The sequence below is a fragment of the Pseudoalteromonas sp. MMG012 genome (genome assembly GCF_018100875.1).
Taxonomy (GTDB): Bacteria; Pseudomonadota; Gammaproteobacteria; order Enterobacterales; family Alteromonadaceae; genus Pseudoalteromonas; species Pseudoalteromonas aurantia.
Window position 1 is genome coordinate 1 of the sequence record NZ_JAGJEF010000021.1, and the last position, 15,208, is coordinate 15,208.

The window sequence follows — 15,208 nt, forward strand, 5'->3', positions numbered from 1 at the left end:
AATACTTCAGTTTTTTACGTAAGTTTTTTGTTTGTCCGTGTTTTACTTTACTGTCAACCCGTTTTCTTTGAGAGTTTCGTGTTGGCTTTGTTGCCCGTCTGGTTTTTTCTATTTTTATAGCATCTAATATGAGAGTTTTTAAGCGTGTTAAGGCCTCTTCTTTATTCATTTCCTGCGTTCTATGGCTCTGTGCCTTAATCACAATGACACCCTCTTTAGTGATACGGCTATCTTTAAGTGACAGTAATCGAGATTTATAAAATTCAGGAAGTGAGGAGCGTTTAATATCAAATTTTAGGTGAATGGCGCTCGATACTTTATTTACATTTTGGCCACCTGCACCTTGTGCACGAATTGCTGTCATGTCAATTTCCCATGCAGCGAGTTCAACAGCGTTTGATATTTTTAACACAATAATCTTCTCAAAATAAATACACAGACGCAGTTTATCATAATTGCCTAATGGAGCGCACTGCCGCCCTACTAGCGCCTAACGTGATAGATAGATTAAGCGCCTCGTGTTGTTATTGCGGGAGAAACTTTAGCTGCTTGACTCACTGGATAAGCAACAGCTATTTGCCCTAATAATACAATAGCAATAGCGCCAAATAGCAAAAAGTTTATCGGTACTGGTGTGAGTGAAAGTAGTTCTACAAATTGGTTATTTAGTATTATGGCTGCCAAAAAGCCAACGAAAACCCCTATTATTGATATGATGGCATTTTCCAACATAAAGTAGCTGATGACTTGATGCTTACTGGCTCCGAGTGCTCTACGAGTCCCTATTTGTTTTGTTCTACGACTGATACTGAACTTTGCTTGCCCTAAGATACCAAAGACAGTGATAATTGTGAGGCTGATACACACCGCTGTGAGTAATTTATTGGTAGCTAAATCCTCTCGGTAACTGCGCATTTTTACATCAGTTAATAATTCAATACTTTCTATTTGTTTTTGAGGGTGTGTTAATAACCTCTCAGGTATCACAGCGATCACGTTTTCTATTTGAGCGGGGTCAACACGAAGAACATAACGCTGAGTATCGTTGGCTTCTTGGACTGCAGAAATAACTGTATATTCTATTGCACTCCAAAAGTTCCAAGCATTCTGGAGTGTGTCCACAATACCAACAACTTCATGGGGCTCATTATGGTAATACAAGTTTTTGCCGAGTACTTCTAGCCAATCATCTGGGTATAGCTTTTTAGCCAATGCTTGAGTTATGAGTAGCTTTGATGATTTGAATACACCATCATTTTCAACTTTTTGAATATCAGAGGGCAAAAAGTTTTCACCTGCCACCAAAGTTAAGCCAAAGGTATCAATCAGCTGATCATTGGAGCCAAAATAGCCACCATATGCGACATCCTCGCCATTTGGTTCTAATTTAAAGTCTGTATACATACCCCAACCTTCCAGTGGTAGTCCGGTAATTGGTGCCGCATTAATAACACCGTGAATACTTTTTAATATAGTTAAATCATGTTCTAACTGGGATGTTAAATCGCCTTGCTGAGTAGGCAGGTTAGTGATAATGGTGAGTGTGCTCTCCATATTTGCCCCGATAGGGCGTGCAATGAGTTCGCTGCGTTGCGCAATCATGTAAATGGCATTGACGAGCACCATAAATGTGACAGCAATTTGAAATGCCAGTAATGCGGGGGCCGTTTTTTGTTTTTTAAAGGTTTTGATTATGGGTATTAGGTCGCGCATATACTTTCGTCCTATAAACTTTTAAGTTGGCTCGATGGCTGCATTTGGCTAGCTCTAATGATTGGGTATAGGCCGAAAGTTAAACTAGAAATAACGGCCAATACGACAGTGCCAATAATAAGCGGGGTATTCATTTGCATCAGATCGGAATGAAGGTAAGAATAGGTGTTTGCTGCGCTAATGAGCCCAATCTTAGCAAATAACAGCCCTAATAACCCTCCAACAGCACCGACGACTGATAGCTCGATAGAAAACTGCTTAATAATGTCTTGCTGGCTTGCTCCAATGGCTCGGCGTAAACCAACTTCCCCAGCTTTGGCGTGGAATTTAGCTATCATCAAGCTCATGCAGTTGAGCAAACACACTACGAGAAACAATGCGGCTAGCCATACGGCCATTTTACTATCATCACTTACCACTTCTTCGTCGATTAAGTATTGTTTTAATGGCACTAGCTTATTGTAAATACGATTTTGAAAACGACCCAAAGATTGTTGAACTAAAGCATGGTTATCTATAAATGATTGGTATTGTCGATGTATTTTTTTGCTGGGAAGTTCGACCCAAAAAATCACCCACATACATTCAGATGTTAATAAAGAGGAGAATGATTCATCATCTGGTTTTTTCCAGCAGTAATTACTTACTAACTTTTGAGAGAAAAGTTCATTTTTTATCTGTGTATTGAAAGGAATAAATAAGTCGTGAGGTTTTGTGAATGCCGTATGAGGAAGTGCATAGTATTTTGGAAGTGGATCCCATGAGTCCAAAACTCCCACAACTCGGTATGTGTCGCCGCCCAATTTGAATGTTTTACCAACCGAATTTTCCCCATTAAAAAGCCAGCTATTTGTCTCTTTTGATAAAACTGCAATTTGTGCCGCATCTTTGCCATCTTGTTTACTCCAACCTGAACCATATAAAAAGGGCGTCTCAAACATACTGAAAAAATCACTGGTTGTCGTACGAACTTTTAAACTTTTAGGTGTCAGGTGCCTATTAGCTTCATGGCTAACTCTCTGCTGGATAGCGGCAATCGCAACGTGATATTTCGGTATATCTGAATCAAGCAATGCTTGCGCATCTTGGTATGAAATCATGGTAGGTAAGGTTTTTCCATCACCGTAAATTTCATCCATACTATCAAGTTGAACTTGAAATAAGTGTGCACTCTTATTCGGGATTGGGTCTTTTGACATCATATAACTGACGGTATACGTTGTCATGGTTGCACCAATACCTATGGCAATCATCATCACCATGAGTAAACTTAACATGGGGGTTTTTCTTAGGCTGATTAATGCAAGTTTAAAGTAGTATGGGTACATGATTTACCTATGCAATAGCTTGTTGAGATTGCGAGTATTCAGATAGTTGACCGTCTTTAATTTGTATTACGCGGTTTGCTTGTGTCGCTTGAGTATTATCGTGCGTGACCATGATGACACTGGTACCTGCTGCATTAATATCCTTTAGCAGTGACATTATTCCTTGCGCCATTTTTGAGTCTAAATTTCCAGTGGGTTCGTCAGCGAAAATAACCGCAGGTGTTCCAGCAATCGCTCTTGCGATAGCTACACGCTGCTGTTGCCCTCCAGATAACTGGGTTGGGTAATGATCTTTTCGAGTTGCAAGGCCTATTTGCTCAAGCGCTTGCATAATTCGTTGATGCCTTTGCTCCCGGTTAAAGCGACGATACCGCAATGGCATGTCGACATTATCATAGAGAGTGAGTTCTGGAATAAGGTTAAAACTTTGAAATACGAACCCAATTTTTTCATTTCTATAGGCTGATTTCTGTTTATCTGAAAGTTCAGCAACATCTTTTCCATCGAGTGTATACAGCCCGCTTGAGTGCGTTTCTAGGAGGCCCGCAATATTCAAAAAAGTTGTTTTCCCTGAACCAGATGGTCCGATAATACTGACAAATTCACCTTGCTGAATTGTTAGATCAAATGGGTGGAGTGCTTGCGTTTTAATGTCATCCGTGTAAAACGCTTTAGCTAAGCTCTTCATTACTAACATTATTAATAGTTCCTTGTTACTGTAAAATGCGAACACTAGGAGCATCTTTAAATATTTCTGAATCAGATATCACAACGGTATCTCCCACTTTAAGCCCCGTTATCACTTCAACTTTTGCGAGGCTCCTGGAGCCAATTTTTATAGGTGTTTTAACGGCCGAGTTATTGGTTATTACATACGCAAATTGTCCATTGTAAGTATTCAAGAACTGGCCGCGAGGTAAATAATGTATGTTGTTCTTTTTCTCTAAAATAACGCGAGTGGTTAACCGTTGGTTTTGTCGTAACCCAGTCAATGACTCATCGTTAAAGCGAATTTTTCCTTGAACTCGGCCTTTTAAAATCTCAGGAGAAATCGCAACAAGTTCACCTTTATAGCTTTGTTGATTTAGTGTGATCTCAGCTTCCATACCCAGCGCTAAATCGTCGGCGTAACTTTCAGGAATTTGCACTTCTAACTGATAACGAGATAAGTCAACAATACTTAAGAGTGATTGATTTTTCGCAACTGCATTTTTTTGCTGTGCGTTGAGGTTCCCTACCAAACCGTTTACTGGAGATTTTATTTTAAGGCTATCAACCTGCCTTTTTAATTCAGTAACTTTGACTTGCTGTGACTTTAATTCCAGTTCACGTGTTTTGATTTCAAACTTTTGGCTTTCTTTTATGAGTTCAATTTCCTTAATAACGTGTTTGTACTCTCTATTGGCATTTTGTAAGTCGTCTTTTGCTTTTTGATAATCAATATCACTGATGACTTGATTTTTCATTGCGTCTTCAGAGCGACGCATCTCTCTTCTAGCAGCATTAAGAGAGACATTTGCATGCCCGATTTGATTTTCTTGCTCTAAGTTAGATCTTTTTACTTGAATTTTTTCACGTTCAAGTTGGTTCTTTAACCTTGTTAGATTAGCAACTTCTTGGTTATATTCGCTTTTTAACTGCGGGCTTTCAATGATTGCAATAGTTTGCGTGGCAACTACACTATCTCCGGGTTCAACGAGGTACGTCACGGTTCCTTGTGCTGAACTATATAGTACAGGTCGTCTGGCAGCTATAACTTTACCTTGCACCGATAAGTCTTTAACAAATAGGCCCTTCTCTACTGTTGCTAGATGCAACTTTTCTTTATTAATAGCGCTTTGTCCAGTACTCCAATTAAGTAAAGAGGGCAAAATAAATATATAGCTCAATATCAAAACCAGTACCACATAACTCAATATGACTGTTATTTTCTTGATGGAATGAGGTGTAGCAATTTTTGTATCTTGCGCACTTGTATCAGCTATATAGCTCATTGTGGGTTAAGGCTTCCTTTCAATGGTCGTATTTCGATAGTTTAGATACATAAAAGTTACTTTTGAACTTCTAATCAAAGACATTTCCGAAATAAACTACACTTTATTTTATCAAAAGTCACTTAAGTTAATTAAATGTTTATTTAATTTTTTTCTGGGGGGCTGTTATTCTTCGGCTATGAGTAGTTTGAATTGTTTTTTATTTTTTATGTTGTTGTTTCTGTATGTTTTGTTTTTTTATTTGATTCTGGTTTTATCGTAACAAGTTATTTTTGGTAAATGTTTTTCTAATAATCAAGTGTTGCAATGTTGTAATGTCTTGATGCGTTTCCTGGGCTCTAAAACGTTACTTCTATATTTGGAGGTTGCTTTCTATTACTGGGAATCATCTGCAATGTTTTCATGGTGTGGGCGAATATTTGCATTGACGATACCTTTTTATTGTATTAACTGCTAATTTATCGTCTTGATATTAAAGCTTTTAGTGTTAATTTTGTACGCTTTTGTATTTTAAATACGCTATTTGGTTGAGTTGTTTCGGTAAGCAAGCGCAAAGATTGCTGAAAGTGCAAATTATTTTCACGTTAGTGGCTAACTTTAATTTAAGTGTTGGTTTTTTATATGTTTGGAACGTACTGGTTTATTATTACGAATAACAAGAAAGCGCCAGGTTTTGTAGCACTGCCTTTCTTTACATAACAATCGCTAGATTGGTCGTAGGGTATGCTTAAAGTAACCAGTCGAACACAGATTGTTAGATATTCATTTTGGTTAGGTTTTGTATGGCATTATTATTTTTTACGAAACGACAATATACAGTACCTAAAACAGAATCATCACAGAAAAATACGCAACTTGGCGTTTAGTCATAGGGCTTGATTGCGAATTAACTTATGGATCTTTGTTTTCGTGTGTTTTTACAATATCTAAATATCGACTTTCAATAAATTTCTTCTCTTTGGTTAAGTGTTTTAGTGCTGACTTTGTTTGTGCCAATTCGCCCTGTAATTGAGCTAGTGCAGGGCCATCTTCGGTATTGTGAGCTTGCAATGAAAGCTGCTCTAATGCTTGGCTTTGCTCCGATATTTGACGTTTATAGTTATTCAGCGTATCAATCATATCAGCCTTTTCTCGCTCAAATGAGAGCATCATATTCTGTACATGTTGAGGTGAAGAGTTTGTTTGCTCATTTTCAAGTTGTAATGCTTGGTATTTCTCTTCTAACTGCTCTTTTTCTTTTTGTAACGACTCCACCGTATCGTATTGATCGTAGAGTTTCTTCCGCGTTACTTTCAACTTATTCACACTTTTATCAAGATCGCCTTTGAGCTTGCGTATTAATGCATGCGACCTTGATAACTTTTTATTAAGATCTTTAATGGATTGATCTTCTTCAGGTGTTATATGGTCTTTTGTAGAGGCTCTAATATCGGTGAGCTGTTGTTCTAATGCAATTTGTACTTTTGCTAACTCTGCAATAGTATTGCTGTGGTCATTAATATAGCCTAGTGCGTTATCAACAGACTCTCTGCACATGATGAGCATTTGGTCATCTTGTTGCTGCTGTGGCTTGTTAGATACCACGCTTGTAGCAAACTTTCTGAACTCTCTCAGAATTAATAGTAAGATATAAAACCATGCAGCAAGGATCAATAATCCAAAATTAATGGCTAAATATTGGTAAACAGTAATCGGTAATTGTAAACTCGGCATAATGATGGTTTATTGTTAATTTTGTTGATCATATCTTTTCAGTTTAGTGATGGATGAAAAATATGCCTATAATAAAAAACAAGTTTTTATAAAAGTGGCGCAGAGTGAAAATCTTAATTGTTGATGATAGCCATGCAACTCTGGAAATCGTAAAGCGCGGTTTGGAAAAGTTCGGTTATCGTAAGTTATTAATTCAAAAAGCAAATAGTGCGAAATCGGCATTGCAATATATAGGTAGTTGGAAGCCTGATATTGTTTTAACTGATTGGCACATGCCTGACATGTCTGGTTTAATTTTATTGCAAGCAATAAAACAACGGCAACTAAATATTACCGTTGCGATGATAACGACAGTCGATGAGCAGTCTCAAATAGATCAAGCACTTGAAGCAGGTGCAAGCTTTGTATTATCAAAACCATTCAGCGATGATGAATTACATGAAAAGCTGCTGCCTTTAGTACAAGGTGCGGAAGAAAATGAAATTATACTGGATGATATTGAGGTTAATGGTGAATTAGCTCTACCGAAATTAAGTCAGCTAGAACGTTTGATTCATAAACACATTGATGAATCTTTATGTATTAAACCGATTCAGTCACAAGTGTTTGATGAAACAAAAGTGCCTTGCGTTATGGCCGTTTATGAAGATCGAGAAAGCCAAAAAGTGAGAGCGATTGGGTTGTTAGATATTTATGCGACGTGCGTTATGGCAAGTGGTATTCGCATGATATCTGAGGCAGAAGCACAACAAGCAATCCACCAAAATTTGGTGTCTTCTGAGATATTGGAGGCGGGCAAAGAAGCCCTCAGCGCGACTGCTTTTGCATTTCTGGATAAGAAAACAAGAATGAGCTTAAGAATTAAAACGGTGAAGTTTATAGCATCTCCGTTTCGAAAGCTTGAGCTTTTATATCAAACCCAAGCAGATAGTAGGATCGATTTTAGCTGTCAGCGAGATGGAATGGCGCTCGGAAAGATTTTGCTAGTTGGCTTTTAGCATATTAATTGAACGCAGTTTTAAAACATTCTGTTATGCTATGGCACTGATCAATACGCCCGGATCGGTGATCCCAGCATCCTTCATTGCTTCTTTTACATTATCGACTAAAGTCAGTAAGTTCATTTGTAGCTGTGCGATATAATTGGCTTGTTGGAGTATCATATCTTTTTTAGTGTCTTCGTTTAGATCTGTTTGATTTTTCAATTTTCCTAAGCGCTCTTCTTCTTCTTTTATTTGTTCTTTAATACGCTCTATTTGTTCAAGCATTTTTTGAATATGCTGCGGTAAGCCGTCCTTTTTGGACTTTACTTGTTCAGAATCGTCGGTATTACTCAACTGCTCTCGGTCTTTTTGAGAAAGGCGGAAAGTTGTCGATTTTTCATCTAATTCATTCTTGTTCTCAGTTTGGGATAATGCGCTTTGATGAACCTGCGAATTAGAGTGTGATTGTAGGTACTGAGATGTCGGTTGCTGAATTTTCATCCTGTAAATCCATAAAATAATATAAGCTTCTGAGTAATGTTATCGGCGCAGGATAAGCTTTCTTTAGAAGAAATAGGCGGCATCCGTGCCGCTGCAAGTGCTTGGGAATTGCTGTATTACTGTTTCATGAAAATATTACTTAAATTTTAAATATATCAATTTTTTATTTATTATTGAGCAAAGCTTATAATGAGATTTTGGTTAAGACAATTTGTACTTTTGAGCAAGGACTAATTGACTATTATGGAGCGCTCGCATTAACGCTTGCAGTAAATCTTTGCCCTTTGCTTTAACTGAGATGTCGGGCAACCCTGGCATCACTAGGCTAATATGACATAGCTTTAAAGCGCCATGGCGAGCATGTCGTATATCACTGACTTGTATATCTATTTTTCGAATATTTGCCTTATATCGAATGAGTTGGCCTGAAACGAGTTTTGACAACTTGATCCTCATAGCGGCATTCATTACCTTATCTTTCACTGTCAATTTTAGCTTCATGGCTATATCCAAGTATAAATTTAGTGTAATTAGTCGCGCCTTTATTGCAGGCATGTAGTTAATCTACTAAGGTATATAAAAAGATTAAAGCTGATTATTTCTTACTTATTCATCGGTAAAAGCGAATGATAACAAACATAAATTACAACCACCTCTACTATTTTTGGCAGGTAAGCAAGCATGGCAGTATCGCGAGTGCAAGTAAGGTCTTACATTTGACGCCGCAAACCGTCAGCGCACAGATTACCAGTTTAGAGCAGCGCTTAGGGAAAGCATTATTCATACGCGAAGGGAGGGGGCTGAGATTGACCGAATTTGGTCAAATTACTCAACAATACGCTGATGATATGTTTGCGATTGCTGAAGAGTGGTTGGAAACTACACAAGGGGACTTGGATCATATATCGCGAACGCTAAGAGTTGGGATTTCTGATGCATTACCTAAATCTTTGGTATCAAAGTGGTTATCACCGTTTATAGATAATGAACGGATCACGAATTTACATTGTATTGATGGTCAGCAAGCTGAGCTGCTTGCCCAGATGTCGATCCACAAGCTAGATTTAGTCTTGGCTGATAAGCCATTAGACAGCACATTGCCATTTAAAGCATTTTGTCATGAACTCGGTAAAAGCCAATTAGGTTTTTTCGGTAATAGAGCATCACTTGATGCACTAAAAGAAAGCTACCCTAACTCTCTTGCCGATGTTCCAGTCATTCTCCCTGCTAAGTCAAGTCCGATGACGAGTGCAATTAAATACTGGTTAGAGCAACAGAGTATCGAAATATCTATTGCAGGTCATGTCGATGATAGTGCATTGATGAAGGCATTGGGTCAACAAGGCTTCGGCTTATTTGCAGCCCCGTTGCTTGTCAGTAAAGAAATTGAACGTCATTATGATGTGAGTCTAATAGGTAGCATTGACAATGTTTACCAGCACTATTATGCATTTACGCCAGATAGGTTAATTAAAGACTCTATCTATTCTGAATTTGTAAAATATGCGCAGCACATTCATATTTAAAGATTGTGTGGCTGAGATGCGTGAATAAATTTATGTTTTAACCATGATGTGAATTGATGAAGGTCTGATGCTTCCTGTGGCTTTTCTGGACTAACTAAGTAATAGTTGTAGTCGAGTTTTAACACTGTATTGCCACACTGAACCAGCATACCCCATTTTATTAAGTCTGAAACCATATGATGCCATGCTAACGCGAGCCCTTGTTTGTGCTTGGCAGCTTCGAGTGAAAGTCCTACATGACTAAAATGGCGGTGTATCATTTTTGTGTCAACACAAATGTGATGTTTTGATAACCAGTGTTGCCAAGTTAAGTTACTCGGCCCATCCTCAAGAGCTGCGTTGTATTGTAATAAGGGATATTGAGAGACGAGCCTTGATATATGATTATCGCATCCCACCGTTAACAGATCTGGATGGCAGACTGGATAAACGTATTCTGAAGCGAGAAATTGGGCATGGTTGTTTTGGGTATAGCCAGTACCAAAATGTAGGTGGGCGTCTATATGGGATGTGGAGAAGTTGACGAGTTGGTCTTGTGCATGTAATACGATGCTAATATCAGGGTGCAAATCATAAAAATCAGGTAGTTTTGGCAATAACCAGTTTTGCGCTAATGATGGGATGGCTGCAATATGTAACGTGCGCAGCTTTGTTGTAGAAATACTTTTTGAAACGCCCTCTTGAATTAATGATACACCCTTGTTGGCATTTTCCATCAGAGCTTTGCCTGCTTCAGTGAGCATGATCCCTTTAGATTGGCGTGTAAACAGTGATACACCAAGCTGCGATTCAAGTAATTTCATTTGATGACTTATTGCACTGGGAGTGATGTGTAAAATTTCTGCAGCGCGTGAGAAGCTCAAAGTTTGTGTGACAACCGTAAAAGTGTGAATTGCTGAGAAAGAGAATTGAGTTGTCATATCTTTGATGAGTTTAAATCATAGGTGTGCTGATTATGACCGGATATTTAAGTATAACTCAAGGTTTTACTGGGGCCATTATTTAAAAATTAAGTTGATATGTGAGTATTACTCATGTGAGGGTGATGAATTTTCGCTTTTTTTAGAGCCGCGAGTTATGCAAAATATGTGGTGTTGAATTACGATAAAGTTTGAGGAAAAAGCATGTCTAACTATCAGGCCGTTATACAGTGGAATAAACAAAGTACAGAGTTATTTGTTGATAGAAAATACAGTCGTGTACACCACTGGCTATTTTCAAGTGGCACACGCATAGCAGCATCATCATCACCGAGTATAGTCCCAGTTCCCTACTCTAATGAAGCTCATATTGATCCTGAAGAAGCATTTGTAGCGGCGCTATCAAGCTGTCATATGTTGTTTTTCCTTGATTTGGCTGCACAAAGAAAACTCATGATTGAGTCGTATTATGATGATGCACTCGGAACACTTGGTTTAAACCACCTTGGTAAAACAGCCATGACGAAAGTTGTTTTAAACCCCAAAGTAATTTGGGGCGCAGGTGTTGAGGTTGAGCATAGCTTGATTGAAAGCCTTCACCATCAAGCTCACGAGTTATGTTTTATCGCCAACTCTGTACAAACTGATGTGTCAATTAACTTAGCTTGATATGATTTATTGGTTTATAAAACAAAGCTTCACGACAATGTAAGTACTAACTTGCATTGAAAAATATATTTATTGTTATTCATTCATGGTGATACTTCGGTGACTAAATGGGCTTGCTAAATATTACTTCTAACGAAAATAACGGAGGTTCATGTGCTATTTCATGGTGCCAATTGAGTTTTTGACATATCTGCTTTAGTAGTAATAGTCCTAAGCCAGAGCCCTTTGTATCAATTTTTGATGCAATGCAGGGATTACTAAATACCATCCGTGTATGAGATAAAGTCGTGGTCACTTCACCATTGCCGTGTTGTAAAGCGTTTCGATAAACTTGTGTGAGTAGTAAACTGACAAGCGGTTGATGTGCATTAATGAATGTCACCTTGGTGGTTATTAGGTTGTGTATGAGCCCATGAGTGGTATATAAAGCTGCAACGGTGTTGATTGTTGCACTGAGGTTTATGGGTTTAATTTCATGAGGGTTAAGATGCCACAAGGCTAAAATGGCGGTACTCGTCTCAGTTAAATTAGCTTGAGCGCACTCTAATTGCTCGATAATTGATAAAGACTCAAATGGTAAATTATCTAGTTGTTGTAGACGGGCTAAACTGTGCCTAATTTGTGTTAAAGGTGTTCGCACTTCATGACTTAAATAGGCTGAAAGTAAGCGGTCTTTTTGTTGTGCATAACGTTCGACTTTTCGCGAAATAAGGAGTGCGTCAGCGATATTTTGTAACTCAATAAACTTAAATTCTAGTGCTTTGTGCTCTGGGGTTATTAACTGTTCTAGCAGGCGAGTTTGCTGTTTGATGCGGTAGGCTGCTTTACCTATCACATAAAGGAATATGGTCGTCAAAGCACCCATTAGTAACATCAGAAAAGGTAGAATCGGCGCCGATTCATACTCATCAAAATAGTGCATGACGAAAATCATTGGTGTATCTGCATCATGCTGGTACGGCAAAATATAGACAGCGTCTTCTTGATAGTTACCAAAATATATGTCGTTAATAGGAAGTAGCTTTGCTTTCCATAGCGATTGGGCCCAAGCTGGTAAATCCTGTTCATCGGAGGTTATCAGCTTAAAGTCATCTATGTATGGTAATACCTGATTTTGTATAACGGCTTGTTCTGCATCATAAAACAGATAATGGGCTGCCGTTTCATCCAGAGCAAAGTCATAACTTACTTTCGCCATACAGCCCCATAGAAACATGACTATTAGCGCACATAACCCGAAACGCGCAATAAGATAATTAACGAGTGATTGGTTGTTACTCATCATCGCGCTCTTTAAGTGCTAAGCCTTGTTTCTTCAACGTGTGTAACAGTACTTTCTCGTTCGGCTTTGTTATATTTGTACGTAAACGTGTTACAAGTGATTTATACATATTATTATTCACATCTTGGTCTGGCCAAATTGTGGCAATGAGGTTGTCTTTACTTACAGGGTTGGGGCTATGGGTGATAAGCAGCGCCAATAGGCTCCACTGCTGGGGAGATAACACTAATGTTCGTTCGGCTCTTTTTGCTATCTTGGCATCTAAATCAACAAACAGGGAGTCGAGTTGGAACGTGGTATTTTTTGCCGGGGTGTTTTTTCGGGCAAGCAGTTTTATACGTACAGCGAGCTCCTCTAATGCGAAGGGCTTAGTGATGTAATCTAAGGCTCCCACAGAAAACGCAGCAAGTTTGTCAGTGAGCGCATTACGCGCAGATAGAAATAATATGGGGGCACTGTTTTTTTCTAGTGTTTTGGCAAATTCAATTCCAGTGCCATCAGGAAGGTTTATATCTAAAATAATGGCCTCATAATACATACCTTTTGAAATACTTCTAGCTTGTGTTAGTGAACTTGCATAATCAACTTCGATACCCTCTGCATTTAAAAAATCGATGGTTTGGGCTGCTAAGATAGAATCGTCTTCTACCAGTAATATAATCATAGTTAGCCTATGCTGTTACCTTATGGTTACCTCTACCCTGATATTGTATCGTGAAACCTAAGGAGTCAACTATGAGTAATCCAACTATGATATTAAGTACGACTTTACTGGCAATATCTTGTGCTATTTCCGGCTGTGGTAGCGATTCGAATTCTGTGACAGCACCAACAGTTGAAAGTGATGGTGACTTATCTAGTCATGTAGTCGCAACAAAAGTGTTCACAAATGGTGAAGTATATACGGTAAACCCTGAGCAGCCTTGGGCACAAGCTGTGGCACTCAAGGGTAACAAAATTATCTTTGTTGGTAATAACCAAGGTGTAAAAGCGTATTTAGGGAAAAGTACCCACATTATAGATCTTAAAGGGAAGATGATGATGCCTGGTTTTCATGATGTGCATATGCACCCTTTGGAGTCTGCATCTGCAGCAACGCAATTCACAATTCCTGCCTATGCAAGTGAAGGAGGATACATTGATGCGATTTACACAGCGTCAGTGCAAAATCCAGACGCTCAATGGTTAATTGGGTATGGCCATGAAATTACTTCTTTACTTGAAATGGAACGCGCTCCTTTATCGGTTATCAATGAAGCCGTAGCAGATCGGCCCGTCATCATTATGGAGCAAACTTCTCATTCGATGTGGGTGAATGGCAAAGCATTGCAACTTTCTGGTATTAATGTCAATAGCCAAGATCCTATTGGCGGAGTTTATGGCCGGGATATTTCCGGAAAATTAGATGGTATTTTATATGATAATGCCGGCAATCAGGTTATGGAATTGGCGATGAAGTCGCTACCTAATGCACAGCAGCAAGATCATTCTGGCCTAATTGAATACACTATGCCTGAGTTAAATAAAGCGGGGATCACTTCGATTAGTGATGCGCGCACTTATTGGCAGCGAGGTCACTTAGAAACGTGGCAGCAAGTTGAAAAGGACGATAAGTTGACATTACGTGTCAGTTTGGGGTTATGGGCATATCCGGGAATGAATGATGAGCGCCAAATTTCAACGCTTAAGTCTTTGTACCAAAATGACCAACAGAGTTTGCTCAAAGTGAATCAAGTTAAGTTCTATATGGATGGTATTTTGGTTAATACGACTGCTGCGATGCATGAACCATATGATACAAATTGGCTCGATTTGTATCAAAATAAAGGTTTGAATTATTTTACGCAAAGTCGTTTGGAAAAGTATATTAAAGCGCTAGAGGCTACAGGCTTTGATTTTAATATCCATGGAATTGGCGATAGAGGCATTCATGAAGCACTGAATGCTATTGAGCGCGCATCAAAGGGCAATGCTCGACATCGTATAACCCATTTGGAAGTTGTTAACTCAGAAGACTATACACGTTTTGAAAAGCTGAATGTGATCGCTGATGCGCAAGTTGCGGGTGAGTTTACAGATCCTAACCATTGGCCTGATACCATACCATTAATAGGTAGCGAGCGTGCCCAAGACCTTGTGCCAATTAAAAATTTATTGAGTGCAGGTGCTACCCTCACGCTCAGTAGTGACTGGAATGTGAGTACTTTTAACCCATTTGTTGGCTTGAGTAATGCGATATCGAGGGTTCCACAAAACATTACACTTGCCCAAGCAATTGAAGCATATACAATAAATAGTGCTTATGCGATGCGTCAGGAGCAAGTGGTCGGTAGTATTGAGGTAGGAAAATTAGCGGATCTTGTTGTGCTAGACAGGAACTTGTTTGAGCAAAATGCATCTGAAATAAAAAATACCAAAGTTGAAATGACGTTACTAGACGGTGAGGTTGTGTATCAACGTTAACTCATTAACTATATTTATGTAATATAATGGGGGAGAACGCCCCTTTTTCAATTCTGCTTTAGCTCTTTGATTTAGTTCTGGGAAGTCGTTTGAATACTGATGATAAATACCTTACT

General features: G+C 38.7%; 15 protein-coding genes. 4 read left to right on the top strand and 11 right to left on the bottom strand.

From position 1 onward, the window contains the following. The 6 genes from arfB to J8L97_RS09380 all read right to left on the bottom strand — a co-directional run. Nucleotides 1-412, bottom strand: a 412-nt coding sequence (gene arfB / locus J8L97_RS09355) for an alternative ribosome rescue aminoacyl-tRNA hydrolase ArfB (protein WP_211049016.1), incomplete at its 3' end; no start/stop codon positions are given. A gap of 95 nt (nt 413-507) precedes the next feature. Next, a complete protein-coding gene (locus J8L97_RS09360) occupies nt 508-1,713 on the bottom strand; it encodes an ABC transporter permease (RefSeq protein WP_211049019.1) in 1,206 nt (401 codons plus the stop codon). Nucleotides 1,714-1,724: 11 nt separating this feature from the next. Then, on the bottom strand, nt 1,725-2,990 hold the full coding sequence (locus tag J8L97_RS09365; RefSeq protein WP_247688608.1) for an ABC transporter permease: 1,266 nt from the start codon (nt 2,988-2,990) through the stop codon (nt 1,725-1,727). A 58-nt stretch (nt 2,991-3,048) separates the two neighbouring features. Then, nucleotides 3,049-3,738 (bottom strand): ABC transporter ATP-binding protein, encoded by a 690-nt coding sequence (locus tag J8L97_RS09370; RefSeq protein ID WP_211049024.1) that lies wholly within the window; start codon nt 3,736-3,738, stop codon nt 3,049-3,051. 16 nt (nt 3,739-3,754) lie between these two features. Then, on the bottom strand, nt 3,755-5,035 hold the full coding sequence (locus J8L97_RS09375) for an efflux RND transporter periplasmic adaptor subunit (protein ID WP_211049026.1): 1,281 nt from the start codon (nt 5,033-5,035) through the stop codon (nt 3,755-3,757). Between the two features lie 891 nt (nt 5,036-5,926). Continuing rightward, complete coding sequence (locus tag J8L97_RS09380; RefSeq protein ID WP_210995003.1) at nt 5,927-6,748, bottom strand: chromosome partitioning protein ParA; 822 nt, start codon at nt 6,746-6,748, stop codon at nt 5,927-5,929. A 104-nt stretch (nt 6,749-6,852) separates the two neighbouring features. Here J8L97_RS09380 and J8L97_RS09385 point away from each other — a divergent pair, with 104 nt between their 5' ends. Beyond that, the gene (locus J8L97_RS09385; RefSeq protein ID WP_211049028.1) at nt 6,853-7,746 is read left to right on the top strand and encodes a response regulator; all 894 of its coding nucleotides are present in this window, start codon (nt 6,853-6,855) and stop codon (nt 7,744-7,746) included. A gap of 33 nt (nt 7,747-7,779) precedes the next feature. Here J8L97_RS09385 and J8L97_RS09390 read toward each other — a convergent pair whose 3' ends face one another. After that, nucleotides 7,780-8,232 carry a hypothetical protein gene (locus J8L97_RS09390; RefSeq protein ID WP_211049030.1) on the bottom strand — a complete coding sequence of 151 codons (453 nt, stop codon included), beginning with the start codon at nt 8,230-8,232 and terminating at the stop codon, nt 7,780-7,782. 201 nt (nt 8,233-8,433) lie between these two features. After that, nucleotides 8,434-8,733 carry a hypothetical protein gene (locus J8L97_RS09395; RefSeq protein ID WP_225738519.1) on the bottom strand — a complete coding sequence of 100 codons (300 nt, stop codon included), beginning with the start codon at nt 8,731-8,733 and terminating at the stop codon, nt 8,434-8,436. A gap of 125 nt (nt 8,734-8,858) precedes the next feature. Between J8L97_RS09395 and nhaR the strand changes: the two genes are divergently transcribed. Then, on the top strand, nt 8,859-9,758 hold the full coding sequence (gene nhaR / locus J8L97_RS09400) for a transcriptional activator NhaR (RefSeq protein ID WP_211049032.1): 900 nt from the start codon (nt 8,859-8,861) through the stop codon (nt 9,756-9,758). Here the strand turns inward: nhaR and J8L97_RS09405 are convergent. Beyond that, the gene (locus tag J8L97_RS09405; protein WP_211049034.1) at nt 9,755-10,678 is read right to left on the bottom strand and encodes a LysR family transcriptional regulator; all 924 of its coding nucleotides are present in this window, start codon (nt 10,676-10,678) and stop codon (nt 9,755-9,757) included. The two genes, nhaR and J8L97_RS09405, sit on opposite strands and share 4 nt — an antisense overlap. A gap of 204 nt (nt 10,679-10,882) precedes the next feature. Between J8L97_RS09405 and J8L97_RS09410 the strand changes: the two genes are divergently transcribed. Beyond that, complete coding sequence (locus J8L97_RS09410; protein WP_211049036.1) at nt 10,883-11,347, top strand: OsmC family protein; 465 nt, start codon at nt 10,883-10,885, stop codon at nt 11,345-11,347. Nucleotides 11,348-11,450: 103 nt separating this feature from the next. Here J8L97_RS09410 and J8L97_RS09415 read toward each other — a convergent pair whose 3' ends face one another. Together J8L97_RS09415 and J8L97_RS09420 are read right to left on the bottom strand one after the other, a co-directional pair. Next, nucleotides 11,451-12,632 carry a HAMP domain-containing histidine kinase gene (locus J8L97_RS09415; protein WP_211049038.1) on the bottom strand — a complete coding sequence of 394 codons (1,182 nt, stop codon included), beginning with the start codon at nt 12,630-12,632 and terminating at the stop codon, nt 11,451-11,453. Continuing rightward, a complete protein-coding gene (locus J8L97_RS09420) occupies nt 12,622-13,293 on the bottom strand; it encodes a response regulator transcription factor (RefSeq protein ID WP_211049040.1) in 672 nt (223 codons plus the stop codon). Before J8L97_RS09420 ends, J8L97_RS09415 begins: the two co-directional genes overlap by 11 nt. Before the next feature lie 71 nt (nt 13,294-13,364). Between J8L97_RS09420 and J8L97_RS09425 the strand changes: the two genes are divergently transcribed. Continuing rightward, on the top strand, nt 13,365-15,092 hold the full coding sequence (locus tag J8L97_RS09425) for an amidohydrolase (RefSeq protein WP_211049041.1): 1,728 nt from the start codon (nt 13,365-13,367) through the stop codon (nt 15,090-15,092). The last annotated feature ends 116 nt before the right edge of the window (nt 15,093-15,208 follow it).